The sequence below is a fragment of the Actinokineospora sp. NPDC051303 genome, assembly GCF_055586285.1.
Genome location: NZ_JBVJIN010000027.1, coordinates 67492 through 82714, shown reverse-complemented (window position 1 = coordinate 82714; position 15223 = coordinate 67492). Strand labels below are relative to the sequence as shown.

At 71.0% G+C, this 15223-nt stretch carries 14 protein-coding genes; 5 read left to right on the top strand and 9 right to left on the bottom strand.

Annotation, left to right across the window (positions count from 1 at the left end; all coding sequences use genetic code 11):
• Nucleotides 1-16: 16 nt before the first annotated feature.
• From purL to purS, 3 genes are read right to left on the bottom strand one after another with little or no spacing between them, the layout of a single operon-like run.
• Nucleotides 17-2290: a phosphoribosylformylglycinamidine synthase subunit PurL gene (gene purL, locus ACZ6SD_RS21060; protein WP_465318649.1), complete on the bottom strand. Its 2274-nt coding sequence runs from the start codon at nucleotides 2288-2290 to the stop codon at nucleotides 17-19.
• The gene (gene purQ, locus ACZ6SD_RS21055) at nucleotides 2287-2958 is read right to left on the bottom strand and encodes a phosphoribosylformylglycinamidine synthase subunit PurQ (protein ID WP_465318648.1); all 672 of its coding nucleotides are present in this window, start codon (nucleotides 2956-2958) and stop codon (nucleotides 2287-2289) included. The genes purL and purQ overlap by 4 nt, the downstream gene beginning before the upstream one ends.
• Nucleotides 2955-3194, bottom strand: a complete 240-nt coding sequence (gene purS / locus ACZ6SD_RS21050) for a phosphoribosylformylglycinamidine synthase subunit PurS (RefSeq protein WP_465318647.1) — start codon at nucleotides 3192-3194, stop codon at nucleotides 2955-2957. Before purS ends, purQ begins: the two co-directional genes overlap by 4 nt.
• A gap of 565 nt (nucleotides 3195-3759) precedes the next feature.
• Here purS and ACZ6SD_RS21045 point away from each other — a divergent pair.
• Both ACZ6SD_RS21045 and ACZ6SD_RS21040 read left to right on the top strand, forming a co-directional pair.
• Nucleotides 3760-4752, top strand: coding sequence for an NAD-dependent epimerase/dehydratase family protein (locus ACZ6SD_RS21045; RefSeq protein ID WP_465318646.1), 993 nt, complete (start codon nucleotides 3760-3762; stop codon nucleotides 4750-4752).
• A gap of 50 nt (nucleotides 4753-4802) precedes the next feature.
• Nucleotides 4803-6371: a GMC family oxidoreductase gene (locus ACZ6SD_RS21040; RefSeq protein ID WP_465318645.1), complete on the top strand. Its 1569-nt coding sequence runs from the start codon at nucleotides 4803-4805 to the stop codon at nucleotides 6369-6371.
• Between the two features lies 1 nt (nucleotide 6372).
• Here ACZ6SD_RS21040 and ACZ6SD_RS21035 read toward each other — a convergent pair whose 3' ends face one another.
• The 3 genes from ACZ6SD_RS21035 to ACZ6SD_RS21025 form a co-directional block, all read right to left on the bottom strand.
• Nucleotides 6373-7731, bottom strand: a complete 1359-nt coding sequence (locus tag ACZ6SD_RS21035; protein ID WP_465318644.1) for a caspase family protein — start codon at nucleotides 7729-7731, stop codon at nucleotides 6373-6375.
• Nucleotides 7732-8091 carry an effector-associated constant component EACC1 gene (locus ACZ6SD_RS21030; RefSeq protein WP_465318643.1) on the bottom strand — a complete coding sequence of 120 codons (360 nt, stop codon included), beginning with the start codon at nucleotides 8089-8091 and terminating at the stop codon, nucleotides 7732-7734. It lies immediately after the preceding gene.
• 141 nt (nucleotides 8092-8232) lie between these two features.
• On the bottom strand, nucleotides 8233-9720 hold the full coding sequence (locus ACZ6SD_RS21025; RefSeq protein WP_465318642.1) for an aldehyde dehydrogenase family protein: 1488 nt from the start codon (nucleotides 9718-9720) through the stop codon (nucleotides 8233-8235).
• Between the two features lie 49 nt (nucleotides 9721-9769).
• Here ACZ6SD_RS21025 and ACZ6SD_RS21020 point away from each other — a divergent pair, with 49 nt between their 5' ends.
• A complete protein-coding gene (locus ACZ6SD_RS21020; protein WP_465318641.1) occupies nucleotides 9770-10414 on the top strand; it encodes an MBL fold metallo-hydrolase in 645 nt (214 codons plus the stop codon).
• A gap of 122 nt (nucleotides 10415-10536) precedes the next feature.
• Nucleotides 10537-11901 carry a S8 family peptidase gene (locus ACZ6SD_RS21015; protein ID WP_465318640.1) on the top strand — a complete coding sequence of 455 codons (1365 nt, stop codon included), beginning with the start codon at nucleotides 10537-10539 and terminating at the stop codon, nucleotides 11899-11901.
• On the opposite strand, the gene ACZ6SD_RS21010 is transcribed toward ACZ6SD_RS21015, so the two are convergent.
• Both ACZ6SD_RS21010 and ACZ6SD_RS21005 read right to left on the bottom strand, forming a co-directional pair.
• The gene (locus tag ACZ6SD_RS21010) at nucleotides 11889-12587 is read right to left on the bottom strand and encodes a DUF2334 domain-containing protein (RefSeq protein ID WP_465318639.1); all 699 of its coding nucleotides are present in this window, start codon (nucleotides 12585-12587) and stop codon (nucleotides 11889-11891) included. The two genes, ACZ6SD_RS21015 and ACZ6SD_RS21010, sit on opposite strands and share 13 nt — an antisense overlap.
• Nucleotides 12588-12638: 51 nt before the next feature.
• Nucleotides 12639-13520, bottom strand: a complete 882-nt coding sequence (locus tag ACZ6SD_RS21005) for a phosphoribosylaminoimidazolesuccinocarboxamide synthase (protein ID WP_465318638.1) — start codon at nucleotides 13518-13520, stop codon at nucleotides 12639-12641.
• Nucleotides 13521-13607: 87 nt separating this feature from the next.
• On the opposite strand from ACZ6SD_RS21005, the gene ACZ6SD_RS21000 reads away from it, so the two are divergent.
• Nucleotides 13608-14411, top strand: a complete 804-nt coding sequence (locus ACZ6SD_RS21000) for an SAM hydrolase/SAM-dependent halogenase family protein (protein ID WP_465318637.1) — start codon at nucleotides 13608-13610, stop codon at nucleotides 14409-14411.
• On the opposite strand, the gene ACZ6SD_RS20995 is transcribed toward ACZ6SD_RS21000, so the two are convergent.
• On the bottom strand, nucleotides 14389-15210 hold the full coding sequence (locus ACZ6SD_RS20995) for an MOSC domain-containing protein (protein ID WP_465318636.1): 822 nt from the start codon (nucleotides 15208-15210) through the stop codon (nucleotides 14389-14391). The two genes, ACZ6SD_RS21000 and ACZ6SD_RS20995, sit on opposite strands and share 23 nt — an antisense overlap.
• Between the last annotated feature and the right edge of the window lie 13 nt (nucleotides 15211-15223).

Sequence of the window (15223 nt, the reverse complement as noted above, 5' to 3'; positions counted from 1 at the left end):
CCCGCGACTGACAAGATCAGCCGAACAGGGCGGGCAGGGTGCCTTCCCACGCCTCGCGCAGTTCCGCGAGGGGCAGGTCGCCGATGTCCTGGATTTCCAACGACTTCGACTCCGGGTCCACCACGCCGGTGCGCCGCCAGGGGAGGCCGCGGGCGGTACACATCTCGGTGAAGCGCAGTTCCTCCGAGCGCGGAACCGCCACCAGGACCCGGCCAGCGGACTCGCTGAACAGCTGCACGAACGGGTCCTGATCGGGGTCTAGGAAGACGCGGGCGCCGACCTCGCCGATGAGACAGGTCTCCACCAGGGTCTGCGCGAGACCGCCGTCGGACAGGTCGTGCGCCGCGGACACCATGCCGTCGCGGGAACCGGCGAGCAGGATGTCCGCCAACAGCTTCTCGCGGGCCAAGTCCACCTTCGGCGGGGTGCCGCCGAGGTGGCCGTGCACGACGTGCGCCCACTCGGAACCGCCGAACTCGTCGCGGGTCTCGCCGAGCAGCAGCAGACTTTCCCCTGCCTCAGCGCCGATCCCGGTGGGGATGCGGCGGCGGACGTCATCGATGACGCCGAGCACGCCGACGACCGGGGTCGGCAGGATCGCCGTGCTGCCGGTCTGGTTGTAGAAGCTCACGTTGCCGCCGGTGACCGGGATGCCCAGCTCCTTGCAGCCCTCGGCGAGGCCGCGCACGGCCTGCTCGAACTGCCACATCACCGCCGGGTCCTCGGGCGAGCCGAAGTTGAGGCAGTTGGTGACCGCGAGCGGCGTCGCGCCGGACACGGCCACGTTGCGGTACGCCTCGGCCAGCGCGAGCTGCGTGCCGGTGTACGGGTCGAGCTTGACGAAACGGCCGTTGCAGTCGGTGGCCAGGGCCACGCCGCGGCCGGTCACCTCGTCCACGCGGATCATGCCCGCGTCGGCGGGCTGGGCCAAAACGGTGCCGCCCCGCACGTACCGGTCGTACTGCTCGGTGACCCAGCGGCGGGACGCCAGGTTCGGCGACGCGGCCATGCGCAGGATCTCCGCCCGCAGCTCGTCCGGAGTGGACGGTCGAGCCAGGCTTTCCGGGCCGTTGGCGACCAACGCGTCCTGATCGGCCGGGCGGGCGATCGGGCGCTCGTACATCGGGCCCTCGTGGGCGACGGTGCGCGGCGGCACGTCGACCACGGTCTCACCGTGCCAGGTGATCACCAGCCGGTCGCCGTCGGTGACCTCGCCGATCTCGGTGGCGATGACGTCCCACTTGGCGCACACCCGCATAAAAGCGTCCACATCGGACGGTTTCACGACCGCGCACATCCGCTCCTGCGACTCGCTGGAGAGGACTTCGGCTGGCGTCATTCCGGTGGCGCGCAACGGAACCCGGTCGAGTTCGACGCGCATTCCGCCGTCGCCAGCACTGGCCAGCTCACTGGTCGCGCACGACAGGCCCGCGCCGCCGAGGTCCTGGATGCCGACCACGATGCCCTCGCGGAACAGCTCCAAGCAGCACTCGATGAGCACCTTCTCGGTGAACGGGTCGCCGACCTGAACCGCGGGAAGCTTTTTACGCCCGGTGCCGCCCTCGTCGCCGGAGAAGGTCTCGCTGGCCAGCACGGACACGCCGCCGATGCCGTCGAGACCGGTGCGGGCGCCGAACAGGATCACCTTGTTGCCGGTGCCGGACGCGTGCGCCAGGTGCAGGTCCTCGACCCGCATCGCGCCGACGCACAGCGCGTTCACCAACGGGTTCCCCTGGTACGACGGGTCGAACACGACCTCGCCGCCGATGTTGGGCAGGCCAAGGCAGTTGCCGTATCCGCCGACGCCCGCGACGACCCCGGGCAGCACCCGGCGGGTGTCGGGGTGGTCGGGGGCGCCGAAGCGCAGCGGGTCCATCACGGCCAGCGGGCGCGCGCCCATCGCCATGATGTCGCGCACGATGCCGCCGACACCGGTCGCCGCGCCCTGGTAAGGCTCCACATAGGACGGATGGTTGTGCGACTCCAGCTTGAACGTCACCGCCCAGCCGTCGCCGATGTCGACCACACCGGCGTTCTCGCCGATGCCCGCGAGCATCTTCGCCTGCATCTCCGGCGTCGTGTTCGCCGACCAGTGCTTCCAGTGCACTTTGGACGACTTGTAGGAGCAGTGCTCGCTCCACATCACCGAGTACATCGCCAACTCGGCGTCGGTGGGGCGGCGGCCGAGGATCTCGCGGATGCGGGCGTACTCGTCGTCCTTGAGGCCAAGCTCGCGGTAAGGCTGCTCCTGGTCGGGCGTGGCCTTGGCGATGTCGACTGTGTCGGTCACGCGGTCACCACCGAGTCGAGAACGGACAGGAAAATGCCAAGACCGTCGTCGGACGGCCCGGTGAGCGCGTCGATCGCGTGCTCCGGGTGCGGCATCAGGCCGACGATGCGCCCGGTCGGGTCGCTGATGCCCGCGATGTGGTTGAGCGAGCCGTTCGGGTTGCCGCCGACATAGCGGAACACCACTCGACCCTCGCCCTCCAGTTCGTCCACAGTGGACTGAGAGGCGGCGAAACGGCCGTCCATGTTCTTGATCGGGATGATGATCTCCGCGCCCTCATCGTAGCGGGTGGTCCACGCGGTCGCGCTGTTCTCCACCCTCAGCCACTGGTCGCGGCACACGAAGTGCAGCTCGGCGTTGCGCAGCAGCGCGCCGGGCAGCAGACCGGCCTCGCACAGCACCTGGAACCCGTTGCAGATCCCCAGCACCGGCATCCCCTTGCGCGCCGCGTCGATCACCTCGCCCATCACCGGCGCGAACCGGGCGATCGCCCCCGCGCGCAGGTAGTCGCCGTAGGAGAACCCGCCGGGCAGGATCACCGCGTCGACCCCGCGCAGGTCGGCGTCACCGTGCCACAGCGCGACCGCCTCACCCCCCGCCGCGGTGATCGCGCGGACGGTGTCGCTGTCGTCCAGCGTCCCCGGAAAGGTGACGGCCCCGACCCTCACGAGTCCACCCGCCGCACCACGAAGTCCTCAACCACCGGGTTGGCGAGAAAACCCTCGGCGATCTTCGCCAACGTCTCGTCATCGACCGAGTCGTCGACCTCCAACTCGAAGTGCTTCCCCTGACGCACATCGGACACACCGTCGAATCCCAGCCGCGGCAGGGCACGCGCGACAGCTTGACCCTGCGGGTCGAGAATCTCCGGCTTGGGCATGACGTCGACGACAACTCGGGCCACGGCTGGCAACTCCTGAGTTCGATAGGCCGGTACCGCAGAAGCGTACCTGACCTGCGAGTTCACCCCGGAACACCGGTGACCTGGCCCACGCCCGGCCCAACCCCGCAGGTCCGGGCCACGCGCCCCCACGACCGACAGGCTGCCTACCTCAAACGTGGCGGCGGTGGCGAGTTATCCACAGGCCGCGAGCACCCCCTTCCCCGCCCTGACCTGCGGCGATAGGATGGAACAGGGCCCGGCCCCCAGGGCGGGTGGGGTTTGTTTTTTTGGGGGGCGTGGGGGCGGATTTTCGGGCGCCGCGGGGTTGTTGGGGGCTTCGGCGCTGTTGGGAGCTTGGCGCGGGCGGGGCGCCTGCTCGATGGGGCGGGGGCTTGTTCGGCAGGGCAGGGCGCCTGCTCGGTGGGGAGATGTGCCTGCTCGGTGGGGCGGGGGGCTTGTTCGGCTGGGGAGCGGGCGAAGTCACCGATTTGGGGATCGCGTGGGCTGGCTCGGTCGCGGCGCTGTGTGTGTTCGCTGGGGGTGAGATGGGTGGCGGCTCGGTGGGGGCGGGGACAGGGTGGGGGACATGCGACTTCTGGTGCTGGGCGGGACGCGGTTTGTGGGGCGGGCAGTGGCGGCGGAAGCCGTGCGGCGGGGGCACGACGTGGTGTGCGCGGCCCGGGGGAAGGCGGGGGCGGTGGCCGAGGGGGCGCGGCTGGTTCGGGTGGACCGCGACGCCGAGGACGGGTTGGCGCCGGTGCGGGGGGAGCGGTTCGACGCGGTGGTGGATGTGGCTCCGCTGTCGTACCCGTGGGTGGCGCGGGCGGTGGCGGAGTTCGGGGACCGGGTGCGGCACTGGACGTTCGTGTCCTCGATCAGCGCCTACGCCGAACCGGGTGTCCCGCCCACCGGGGTCGGGGACCCGCTGCTCCCTCCGAGGACCGAGCAGGGCGCCCGCGAGGACCTCGCCGCCGACCCCGACCTGTACGGGTCGGTCAAGGTGGCCAGTGAGAACGCGGTGCTCGACGCGGTCGGGGACCGGGCGTTCATCGTGCGCGCGGGGCTGATCGTGGGGCCGGACGACCCGTTCGACCGGTTCGGGTACTGGCCCGCGCGGATGTCGCGGGGCGGGCGGGTGGTCGTGCCGGACACCGCTATGTCCGCCCAGTACATCGACGTGCGCGACCTGGCCGCGTGGATCATCGACGCCGCCGAGAAGGGCGTCACGGGGATCTACGACGGCATCGGGCCCGCGCAGCCGCTGCTCGACCTGCTCGGCGGGATCGCCGACGCGGTCGGCGCGGACGTCGACCTGGTGCGGGTGCGCGAGGACAAGCTGACCGAACTCGGCATCCAGCCGTGGTCCGGGCCGCGGTCGCTGCCGCTGTGGCTGCCCGCGTCGCACAAATACATGACAGCGCGCGACGCCGCGCCCGCGCTGGCGACCGGGTTGACGCCGCGGGCGCTGGTCGACGTGGTCGCCGGGGCGCTGGAACACGAGCGGACACTCGGCCTGGACCGGAAACGGGCAGCGGGGCTGACGCCGGAAGAAGAAACCCAAGTGCTCGATGCGCTGTAGCCGTCGAACGGGCAAGATCGAGGGGTCCGGCACTGGTCCGAGGAGGCCCCATGACCGAGTCGTTCGACTACATCGTGGTCGGGGCGGGCAGCGCGGGCTGTGTGCTCGCGGCCCGGCTCAGCGAGGACCGGGACGTCACGGTCCTGCTGCTGGAGGCGGGCGGCGAGGACGACGCCGACGAGATCCGCATCCCGGCGGCGTTCTCGACGCTGTTCAAGACGAAGTGGGACTGGAACTACGAGACCGTCGAGCAGAAGCACCTGGACGGCCGGAAGTCCTACTGGCCGAGGATGCGCGCCCTCGGCGGCTGCTCATCGATGAACGCCATGATCTACATCCGCGGCAACCGCGCCGACTACGACACCTGGCGCGACGCCCACGGCGCCACCGGCTGGGGCTACGACGACGTGCTGCCCTACTTCGTCAAAGCCGAGGGCAACACCCGCGCCGACGGCCCCCTGCACGGCACCAACGGCCCGCTGCGCGTCGAGGACTGCCGCTACACCCACGAGCTGAGCCGGGCGTGGGTCGACGCCGCCGTCGCCGCGGGCTTCAAACCGACCGACGACTTCAACGGAGCCGACCAGGACGGCGTCGGCGTCTACCAGGTGACCTGCCGCCGGGGCCGCCGCTGGTCGACCGCCGACGCCTACCTGCGGCCCGCCCTGGCCCGGCCGAACCTGGTGGTGCGCACCGGCGCCCACACCACCCGCGTCCTGCTCGACGGCCCCCGCGCCATCGGCGTCGAATACCTGCGGCACGGCGAAACCCGCACCGCCCACGCCGAACGGGAAGTCCTCCTCTCCGGCGGCGCGATCAACTCGCCGCAGCTGCTCATGCTGTCCGGCATCGGCCCGGCCGAGCATCTGCGCGAGGTCGGCGTCGAGGTCGCCGTCGCCCTGCCCGGCGTGGGCGCCAACCTGCACGACCACCCCGCCGCCCCGGTCGTGTGGACCACCCGGGACACCAGCGACCTGGTCGACTTCACCACCCCCGGCAGGCTGCTCCAGTGGCAGGCCACCGGCCGCGGCCCGCTGGCGTCCAACATCGGCGAGGCGGGCGGCTTCCTGCGCACCGACGCCGCCCTCGACGCCCCCGACATCCAGTTCATCGTGGCCCCGACCATGTTCTACGACAACGGCATCCACGAGCCCATCGGCCGCGGCTTCACCTCGGCGGCGATCCACGTCGCCCCCCGCAGCCGCGGCACCCTCCGCCTGGCCTCCACCGACCCCCGCTGGCGCCCGGTGATCGACCCGGCCTACTACGCCGACCCCGCCGACCTGGACACGATGGTCGCGGGCTGCCGAACCCTCCAGGAGATCGCGGAGAACTCGCCGCTGCGCCGATTCCTCGCCCAGCCGTTCCTGCCCGCCACGTCCGACACCGACCTCGCCGACCACGTCCGCAAGTCCAGCCAGACCCTCTACCACCCAGTCGGCACCTGCGCGATGGGCGCCGACGACAACGCCGTGGTCGACCCCACCCTGCGCGTCCACGGCGTCGCCAACCTCCGCGTGGTCGACGCCTCGGTGATGCCGATGATCCCGCGCGGCAACACCAACGCCCCCACGATCATGGTCGCCGAGAAGGCGGCGGACCTGATCAAACAGGGCTGAGTCACTTCCGGCGACGATATAGCCCGTAGGCGGACACTCCGGCTACCTGCAGGAAAAACAGAACCATCGACACATCGAAGGCCAGTGGGCTCATGGAGGTCGAAGCAGTCGGAGAACTGGATCGGGAGAACACACCCATCACGGCGAACGCGCTGCTCAAGATCACCACAACCACCATGACAGGTTGGGGGACTCGCCGCATCGGGTCGAGCAGGGTGACCACCAGCGCTTCACGGATCGAAGCGCAGCTTCGTCCCGCACGAAGTCGCGCCAGCGGCCAACGAATCAGCACCGCGCAGACACCCCCGAACACGAAGAGAGCCACCCCGGTTTCCAGATCCGCCATCGGCGACGCGCCTTCGGGGGGATCGCTGAAGAAAAACCCGACCACACCGCCGACAGGCACGCCCACGCCGGAGAAGACACCGAACCACGCGATAGGCAATGCCGCCGCGCTGGCAAGTATGCGCGTGCCCCTGGTGACACCGCGCCCAGGCGCGGGAGGCGGAACCGGCTCTGGCCGCGGTGGGGCCGGAGCCGGTTCGGGTTCGCTCCGGCGCGGCGAGAGCGTCTGCTCTACTCGCGGTAGGGGAGCCACGACGGGCCGCGCCTGAGTTCGATGCGGCTCGGGCGCCTTCCGAAGGACCAGGTCACTGCTGGTGTCCGTGCTTTTGATCTTCGGTTGCGGCAGCCCTCGGTTGGCCATGGCGGCCACCAGCGACCTGTAGAGCGCCTGAACTGTCAGCGGGGTGTCCGTCCTGGGACCTTCGGTCAGCAGTGTGATCAGCTCACCGCTGAACGCGGTGTGCATCGCCCCCGGCGGAGAATGCGAGATCTGATTCTTCGGCGACGAGGCGATGACAGACGTGCCGACGATACCGATATCGCGGGTGTCGACGGCGGCGCTCGACATCGCGCCCAGGGCCATACCCGAGAAACAGCAATCTAAGATGAGCAGTTTCGTCCTGGCCGGACTGTCCTCGATCGCCTCACGAACCCACTCGAACGGCACCGCCGTGCCCGCCAAGAGTTCGGGATCGGTCTGCCTGACCGTGAGATAAAGCTCGTCTTTCGTCTGGTGCCGGATGCCGTGGCCCGCGTAGTAGACGATGAGCAGGTCTTCCGCCTGGTTCACCGCCTTGCGCAGCCGCTCCATGAAGCTGGACACCGAGTCCGGCGTGTCGACCACGGTGCACTGCTCCCAGTCCAGAACCCCGGTGACCGGATTGGTCAGTGCCCGCCCGAGGTCGGTCAGGTTGTTCCGGACCGCGGGCAGAGGGTGGAGACGGTCTCCGTACTGGAAATCGCTGGTGCCGATGAGCACGGCCCGCGAGTGCCGCGCGTCCGGAATAGAGGTCACCTAGGAACCTCCGTCAAGAAATCTCCGAACCGCGGTCAGCACCGCCTGGGTGTCGTCTCCTGAACCGCACGAGAGTTCGACTTCCGTGCCGTTCTCGTCGCGGAGGGCCAGTGAGACCTTCCCGGACTCCCGGCGGTGCTTGAGCCACTCGAACATCGAGTTGACCATGACCGTCGCCGTCCCACTGGTCAGGATGACGACAACCCCGTCCACGATCCCGCCCATCTGACCGGGTGCCACGGAGGCGTCGGCGAGTCTGACGCGGCCACGGAGTTCGTCCTCTTCACGCAGCCACTTGGCGAGCGATCGCGCGCCCTCGTCAGAACCGTGCCATCTGAGGCTCGCTGTTTTCGACGTCATCTGTCACCTCACCGCGGAGATCACATTGTCCCTCGCGTCCTGGTAATCACGAGGAGCGTCTAAAGAGAGAAATCGCGGTGCGCAGTCAGGTGTTACGCCTATCGAGACCGAGGCTCACTCAGTGGCGTTCACATCACTCGGTCAGCGGCGCTTTCCGTGTAGGAGGGTGATCAGTTTCGCGACTTGGGCGTCGACCTTTTTGGAGCGGGCGAAGGTGGTCAGGGTCAGGGGGGCGCGGAAGCGCTGGCGGGTGATGGCCTTGGGGCGGCCGAACTCGCGCAGGCCCTCAGGGCCGTGGATGCGGCCGAAGCCGGAGTCGCCGACGCCGCCGAAGGGGAGGGCGGGGACGCCCGCGAAGCTGATGACCGAGTTGACCGAGGTCATGCCCGAGCGCAGGCGGCGGGCGAGGGACATGCCGTTGGCGCGGGAGAAGACCGAGCCGCCGAGGCCGTATTTGGAGTCGTTGGCCTTGGCGATGGCCTCGTCCATGTCGTGGACCTTGGCGATGGTGAGGGTGGGGCCGAAGGTTTCCTCGCGCACGGCCTCGGCGTCCTCTGGGACATCGACCAGGACCGTCGGCTGGACGTAGCGGTCGCCGACGGAGTCCGCGCCGCCGACCACCGCGCGGGCGCCTCGGGCGAGGGCGTCGGCGATGTGCCTGCGGATGATGTCGAGCTGGGCGGGCATGGTGATCGGGCCGATGGACGCGTCGGCGTCGAAGCCGGGGCGGACGGTGGCGGACTTCGCCACGACCTTGGCGACGAAATCGTCGTAGACGCGCTCGTGGACGTAGGCGCGTTCGATGCCCGCGCAGGTCTGGCCCGCGTTGGACATCGCGCCCCAGACCGCGGCGTCGGCCGCCGCGTCCACATCGGCGTCCGCGTCGACGATGAGCGCGTCTTTGCCGCCCGCCTCGATGAGGACCGGGGTCAGGGTTTCCGCGCAGGCGGCCATGATCTTCTTACCGGTCGCCGGGGAGCCGGTGAAGGCGATCTTGTCGACGCCCGCGCGGCACAGCGCGGCCCCGGTCTCGCCGAAGCCGGTGACCTGCTGGAAGACCGGCTGCTCGGGGACGACCTCGGCGAAGGCGTTCATCAGCCACTGGCCGACCGCGGGGGTGTACTCGCTGGGTTTGAAGACCACCGCGTTGCCCGCCGCGAGCGCGTACGCGATCGAGCCCATCGGGGTGAAGACCGGGTAGTTCCACGGGCCAATGATCCCGATGACGCCCAGCGGCTGGTACTCCACCGTCGCGGCCTGGTTGGACATCAGCAGGCCCGCGGAGCGGCGGTGGGAGCCGAGCACCTTGCGCGCGTTCTTCGCCGCCCACGCGGTGTGGTCGATCGCCAGGATGATCTCCAGCATGGCGTCGGCGTGCGGCTTGCCGGTCTCGGCGTGCACGACCTCGGCAAGCTGGTTCGCGCGGCGAGTGACCACGCCCTTCCAGCGCTGGAGACGCTCGGCGCGGCCAGCGAAGCCCAGGTCGGCCCACCACTGGGCGGCGTCCCGGGCGCGCGCCACCGCGGCGTCGACATCCTCGGCCGTGTGGACCGGGAAGGTCCCGACCACCTCGTCGGTCGCCGGGTTGAGCGAATCGAACGTCGTCGTCCTCGCCTGCACGGTGGTCATGACGCCAAGCTACCCAGCGGTACACCCTCCTGGCGATACCCTGGCCGCCGTGAAGGCGACCCACTTCGCGCACTCGTGCGTCCTGCTGGAGACCGACGGCGCCCGCCTGCTGCTCGACCCGGGCGTCTGGTCGACCGGATTCGAGGACCTGCGCGACCTCGACGCCGTGCTGATCACCCACGCGCACCCCGACCACCTCGACCTCGACCGGCTCGCCGCGCTGCTGGCCGCGAACCAGCACGCCGAACTCGTGGTCGGCCCGGGGACCGGCGCCGAGGTGGCCAGGGCCGGGCTGCGGGCCAGGCCGGTCGCGCCGGGCGACGCGCTGGACCTCGCCGGGGTCGCGGTGACCGTGGTGGGCGGGGAGCACGCGAGCATCCACCCGGAGATCGAGGTCCCGCCGAATGTCGGCTTCGTCGTCGGCCACGGCGCCTTCTACCACCCGGGCGACTCACTGGTCGTGCCCGAGCAGGCGATCGACGTGCTGGCCCTGCCCACTGGCGCGCCGTGGCTCAAGCTGTCCGAGGCGGTCGAGTTCTTCCGGGCGGTGGCACCGCGGGTGGCCGTGCCGATCCACGAGCTCACCCTCAGCGCGGCGGGCATCGGCATCACCCACCAACGCTTCCACGACCTCGCGCCTCAGGGCGCCACGGTAAACGTGCTCACCAAGGGCGAGACAGTGGATCTCGGTTAACCCGCCGTCGCGGGCGGGGTGTTGGTCCCGTGGCAGCCGCCCGGCAACCGCGATATAACTCTACGCGTCGCGGCCGGTGCTCAGGGTAAGCGAGCAGCCTGCCCTGAGCACCGGAGGCCCTCTTGCCCTACCGTTCCCAAACCATCGCGGTCGCCCTGGCTCTCGGGCTGGTCGCGTCGCTGGCAGGTCCGAGCGCCGCGGCTCCCGCCCGGCCCTCGGCAGGCTTGCGCGCTTACCTTGTGCTCACCGCGCCCAACGACACGAGCGGCGCGCAATCCGCGGTGTCGGCTAACGGCGGCTCTGTCTTCGCCTCTTACGACGCGATCGGCGTGATCGTCGCGCACTCGGCCGCGCCTGATTTCGCGGCGAAGATGCGGCCGACGCCTGGGGTGCAGCAGGTCGGCGCGTCGCGGACCTCCGACGTGCCCGCGGAGGCGGCCAACCCGGCCATCCCGCCCGCCCCGCAGCAGAGCGCGTCAACCGAGGCGGAGGCCCCGGGCCAGGACATGGTCCAGATCGGCGCGGACAAGGCGTGGGCGATCACCACCGGCTCCGCCGACGTGCTCGTCGGCGTGCTCGACAACGGCGTGGACGACCAGCACCACGAACTCAAGGCCAACTTCGTCGCCGACAAGTCGGTGTCCTGCGCGTACGGCCGGGTGGACGCCCGGCCGGGGGCGTGGCGGCCGATCGGTGACCACGGCACGCACGTGGCGGGCACCATCGCCGCGGCGAAGAACGGCACGGGCATGATCGGCGTCGCGCCCGGGGTCAGGATCGCCTCGGTTCGGGTCGCGGAGCCGCGCACGCAGTTGCTGTTTCCCGAGAACACGGTTTGCGCGTTTATGCACGCCGCGGAAAGCGGCTTCGACATCACCAACAACAGCTACTGGACCGACCCGTGGTGGGCGAACTGCCCGAACGACCCCGACCAGGCGGCGATCCTGGCGGCGGTGACCCGCGCGGCCGACTACGCGACGGGCAAGGGCGTGCTCAACGTCGTCGCGGTGGGCAACGAGAACACCGACCTCGACGCCAAGCGCACCGACACCCTGAGCCCGGACGACTCGACGCCGGTCCAGCGACCGGTCACCCCGGACTGCCGGGTCGTGCCCGGCGAACTCGACTCGTCGGTCGCGGTCGGCTCGATCACCTCGGGCGACACCCGGGCGTCCTACTCGAACATCTCGGCGCGGATCGTCGTGGCCGCACCGGGCAACTCCGTCTACTCGACGGTCGCGGGCGGCGGCTACGCGCAGAACACCGGCACGTCGATGGCCAGCCCGCACGTGGCGGGCGTCGCGGCGCTGCTCAAGAGCGTCGACCCCGCCGCGACCCCGGCCGACCTGCGCGCCCGGCTCGGCGCCCAGGCCGACGACCTGCCGTGCGGTGGCGACAGCCGCTGCAAGGGCACCACGGCGAAGAACAACTTCTACGGCGACGGCAAGGTCGACGCCTTGGCCGCCGTCCAGGGTCAGACCGGCTGAACCGGCGCGGTAAGAGCCATGCGGTAAGTCAAAGCGATGGCGTCGTGCTGCTGCGCGGCGTCCACCGCGTCCAGGAAAGCGGCGCGGTGGCCCGCGCGGGTCAGGTCGGCGGCGTCGATGGCGAGCCGCAGGAGACCGCCGCGCCGGGCGGTGCGGGCGGCGGCGAGGACCAGGGCAAAACAGCGCACGGTCTCGGCGCGCTCGTGGCTGCTGAGGGTCTGCACGCGCGCGCGTACCTGGTTGCCGGTACGCAGATCGCGGATCGCGAAGAGGTCCGCGCAGAGCCGGAAGCCCTTGCGTTCGAGAGCGGTCACCGTGCCGCGGGAAGCCATCCAGCGCGGCGGCGCGAAGCTGTCGGTCGGCAGACCGGCGCGCTCCATCGCCGACATGGCCGCGGTGAGCCGCAGACCCGCCTCGTGCGCGGGGAGGGCCGCGAACTCCGCGCGCCGCACCAGGGCGACGCTGCGGACCCGGGGGTCGCGGGTGTGGTCGAAGCCGTGCATGAGGACGTCGTCACCGGCGGTCAGCCGGGTCCGCGCCCATTCGGTCGCCGCGCCCGCGAGTCGCGGGGCGACCAGGAGCGACAGCGGCACCGCGCGCCTGTCCAGTTCCTCGGCCAGGTCGGCGCAGTGGCCCAGGGTCCGGGTGTCGATCCCGGACAGCGAGACCAAGAGTCGTGGGGTCACACTGGTCAGCACAACGCAGCCGCGTGACTACCAGGTGTCCCAAGCGGTGCGTCAGCCGATCCAGTCGGCGAACTTCCTGCCGGTGACCTGCTCGTACGCCTGCACGTATCGGGCCCGGGTCGCGTCGATGATCTCCTCCGGCAGCGGCGGGGGCGGCGTGTCGCTCGCCCGGTCCCAGCCGGAGTCGGGCGAGGTCAGCCAGTCGCGGACGAACTGCTTGTCGAACGAGGGCTGCGCTTTCCCGGGGGCGTAGGTCTCGGCGGGCCAGTACCGCGACGAGTCCGGGGTCAGCACCTCGTCGCCGAGAACGACCTCGCCGTCGAGAAGGCCGAACTCGAACTTCGTGTCGGCCAGGATCAGGCCCCGAGACTCGACGTGCTCGGCGGCGCGGCGATAGATGTCGAGGGTGAGATCGCGGACGCGGGCGGCCAGGTCCGGGCCGATCTCGGTGACCACGGCGTCGTAGCTGACGTTCTCGTCGTGTTCGCCGATGGCGGCCTTGGTGGCCGGGGTGAAGATCGGCTCCGGCAGGCGCGAGCCCTCGACCAGGCCCTCGGGGAGCGCGATGCCGCAGACCGAGCCGGTGCGGCGGTAGTCGGCGGTGCCGGAGCCCGCGAGGTAGCCGCGCGCGACCGCCTCCACCGCCAGCATCGACAACCGGCGCACGACCAGCGCGCGGCCGCGGACCTCGGCGGGGATGCGCTCGTCGTCCCAGGCGACCAGGTGGTGCGGGTAGACGTCGCCGAGCAGGTCGAACCAGAACACGCTCATCGCGGTCAGGACCCGGCCCTTGTCCGGGATCGGCGTGTCCAGCACGAAGTCGTAGGCCGAGATGCGATCGGAGGCGACCAGCAGCAGGTGGTCGTCGTCGATGGCGTGGAGTTCGCGGACCTTGCCTGCGGCGATCTTGGGGTAATCAGCGAGCGTGGGCACGTATACGCACCTTACGGATGGCACGGTGGGAAGAGCAGGTCGGTCCCTGGACAGGCGGTCGGGGCTCCGGTCCGCGACACTGCCGCCATGGGGTACGACTGGATCTCGTTCACCACCGACTACGGCCTGGCCGACGGCTTCCCCGCCGTCTGCGAGGGCGTCATCGCCCGGATCGCGCCGCACGCCCGGGTCCTGCACGTCACGCACGCCGTGCCCGCGCAGGACATCCGGCGTGGCGCGGCCGTCCTCGCCCAAGCCGTGCCGTACCTGCCGACCGCGGTGCACCTGGCCGTGGTCGACCCCGGGGTGGGGACCGCCCGCAGACCGGTCGCGGTGGTCACCGGCGACGGGGTCCTGGTCGGTCCGGACAACGGCCTGCTCATCCCCGCAGCCGACGTCCTCGGCGGAGCCACCGCCGCCTACGAGCTGACCGAGTTCCACCTCGAACCGGTGTCGGCCACCTTTCACGGCCGCGACGTGTTCGCCCCCGCCGCCGCGCACCTCGCCGCTGGCACACCGGCCGACCGGCTCGGCCCGCCGGTCGACCCCGCCGACCTGGTCCGCCTGCCCCGGCCGGTCACCCGCGCCGAGCCGGGCAGCCTGATCACCGAGGTCCTCGGCGTCGACGGGTTCGGCAACGTGCAGCTGGCCGCGACCGGCCTGGACGCCGAGCCCGGTTCCCGGGTGCACGCCCAGGTCGGCGGCCGGTCGCTGGAGGCGGTGGTGGGCCGCACCTTCGCCGACGCGCCACGCGGGCAGGCCGTGGTGCTGGTGGACTCCGCCGGTCACGTCGCCGTCGCGATCAACGGCGGCTCGGCGGCCCGCGAGCTGGACGCCCGCTCCGGCGAGCGAGCCGTTCTGCTGGTGGCTAGAGCCACTCCGCGACGGTGATCTCGTCGCCAACCGACAGCGCGCCGGGGGTGAGGACGGCGAGTTTGGCCCCGAAGCTGACGCCGCCGCCGAAGTCAGGCTCGCGCCGGTAGTCGGCGAGGGTGCGGGTGGGCTCCGGGCCGCGCTTGGCCCCGGTTTCCTGGTCGACGGTGGGGACCGCGCAGCGGATCGCGCGGGTCGAGTGGCCCAGCACGGCCGTGCCCACGGACAGCCGCAGCACCCGGTCCTCGGTGTGCGGCTCTGGCCAACCCTCGACCACGATGTTGGGGCGGAAGCGGTTCATCGGGACCGGCTCGCCGCCGCGGGCGCGGATGCGCTCGTTGAGGCCGTCCAGCGACGCCGACGAGGTCAGCAGGATGGCGTGCGCGTCGCCGAAGCCGACCTTGCCGGGGTGCTGGCCCCAGCCGTCGCGGTCGTGCTCCGGGGTGACCCGGACCAGGCGGACGTCGCGGTCGAGGGCGGCGGAGCACCACTTGGCCGCCGCGTCGCCCTGGTCGACGGCCTCGCCGAACCACCGGTCGAACAGGCTCACCGGCCGCCGCTGGCCGTCGCGCACGATTTCCACCTCGGCGTCCTGCGTGCCGGGCGCGGACAGTCGCAGGCCGCCCCCGATGAGGGCGGGCCGGACCGCGGCCATGGCGGGCAGCGTGCGCTGGCTGACGAACCGGCCGTCTGCCGCGTCCACGACCATGAGCAGGCGGTCGTCGGCCAGGCCGGTGTCGATCACCTCGGCCCGGTCCACCGAGACGCCTGCGAAACCCTTGACCGGGTAATAGGTGAGCGCGGAGACAGTCGGCACGCGGTTCAAGCTA

Excerpts from the sequence above, each read along its gene's own strand:
- ACZ6SD_RS21030 (WP_465318643.1), bottom strand. The coding sequence starts at position 8,091 with ATGACGTCGAAAACAGCGAGCCTCAGATGGCACGGTTCTGACGAGGGC.
- ACZ6SD_RS21045 (WP_465318646.1), top strand. The coding sequence starts at position 3,760 with ATGCGACTTCTGGTGCTGGGCGGGACGCGGTTTGTGGGGCGGGCAGTG.
- ACZ6SD_RS21040 (WP_465318645.1), top strand. The coding sequence starts at position 4,803 with ATGACCGAGTCGTTCGACTACATCGTGGTCGGGGCGGGCAGCGCGGGC.
- ACZ6SD_RS21000 (WP_465318637.1), top strand. The coding sequence starts at position 13,608 with ATGGGGTACGACTGGATCTCGTTCACCACCGACTACGGCCTGGCCGAC.
- ACZ6SD_RS21025 (WP_465318642.1), bottom strand. The coding sequence starts at position 9,720 with ATGACCACCGTGCAGGCGAGGACGACGACGTTCGATTCGCTCAACCCG.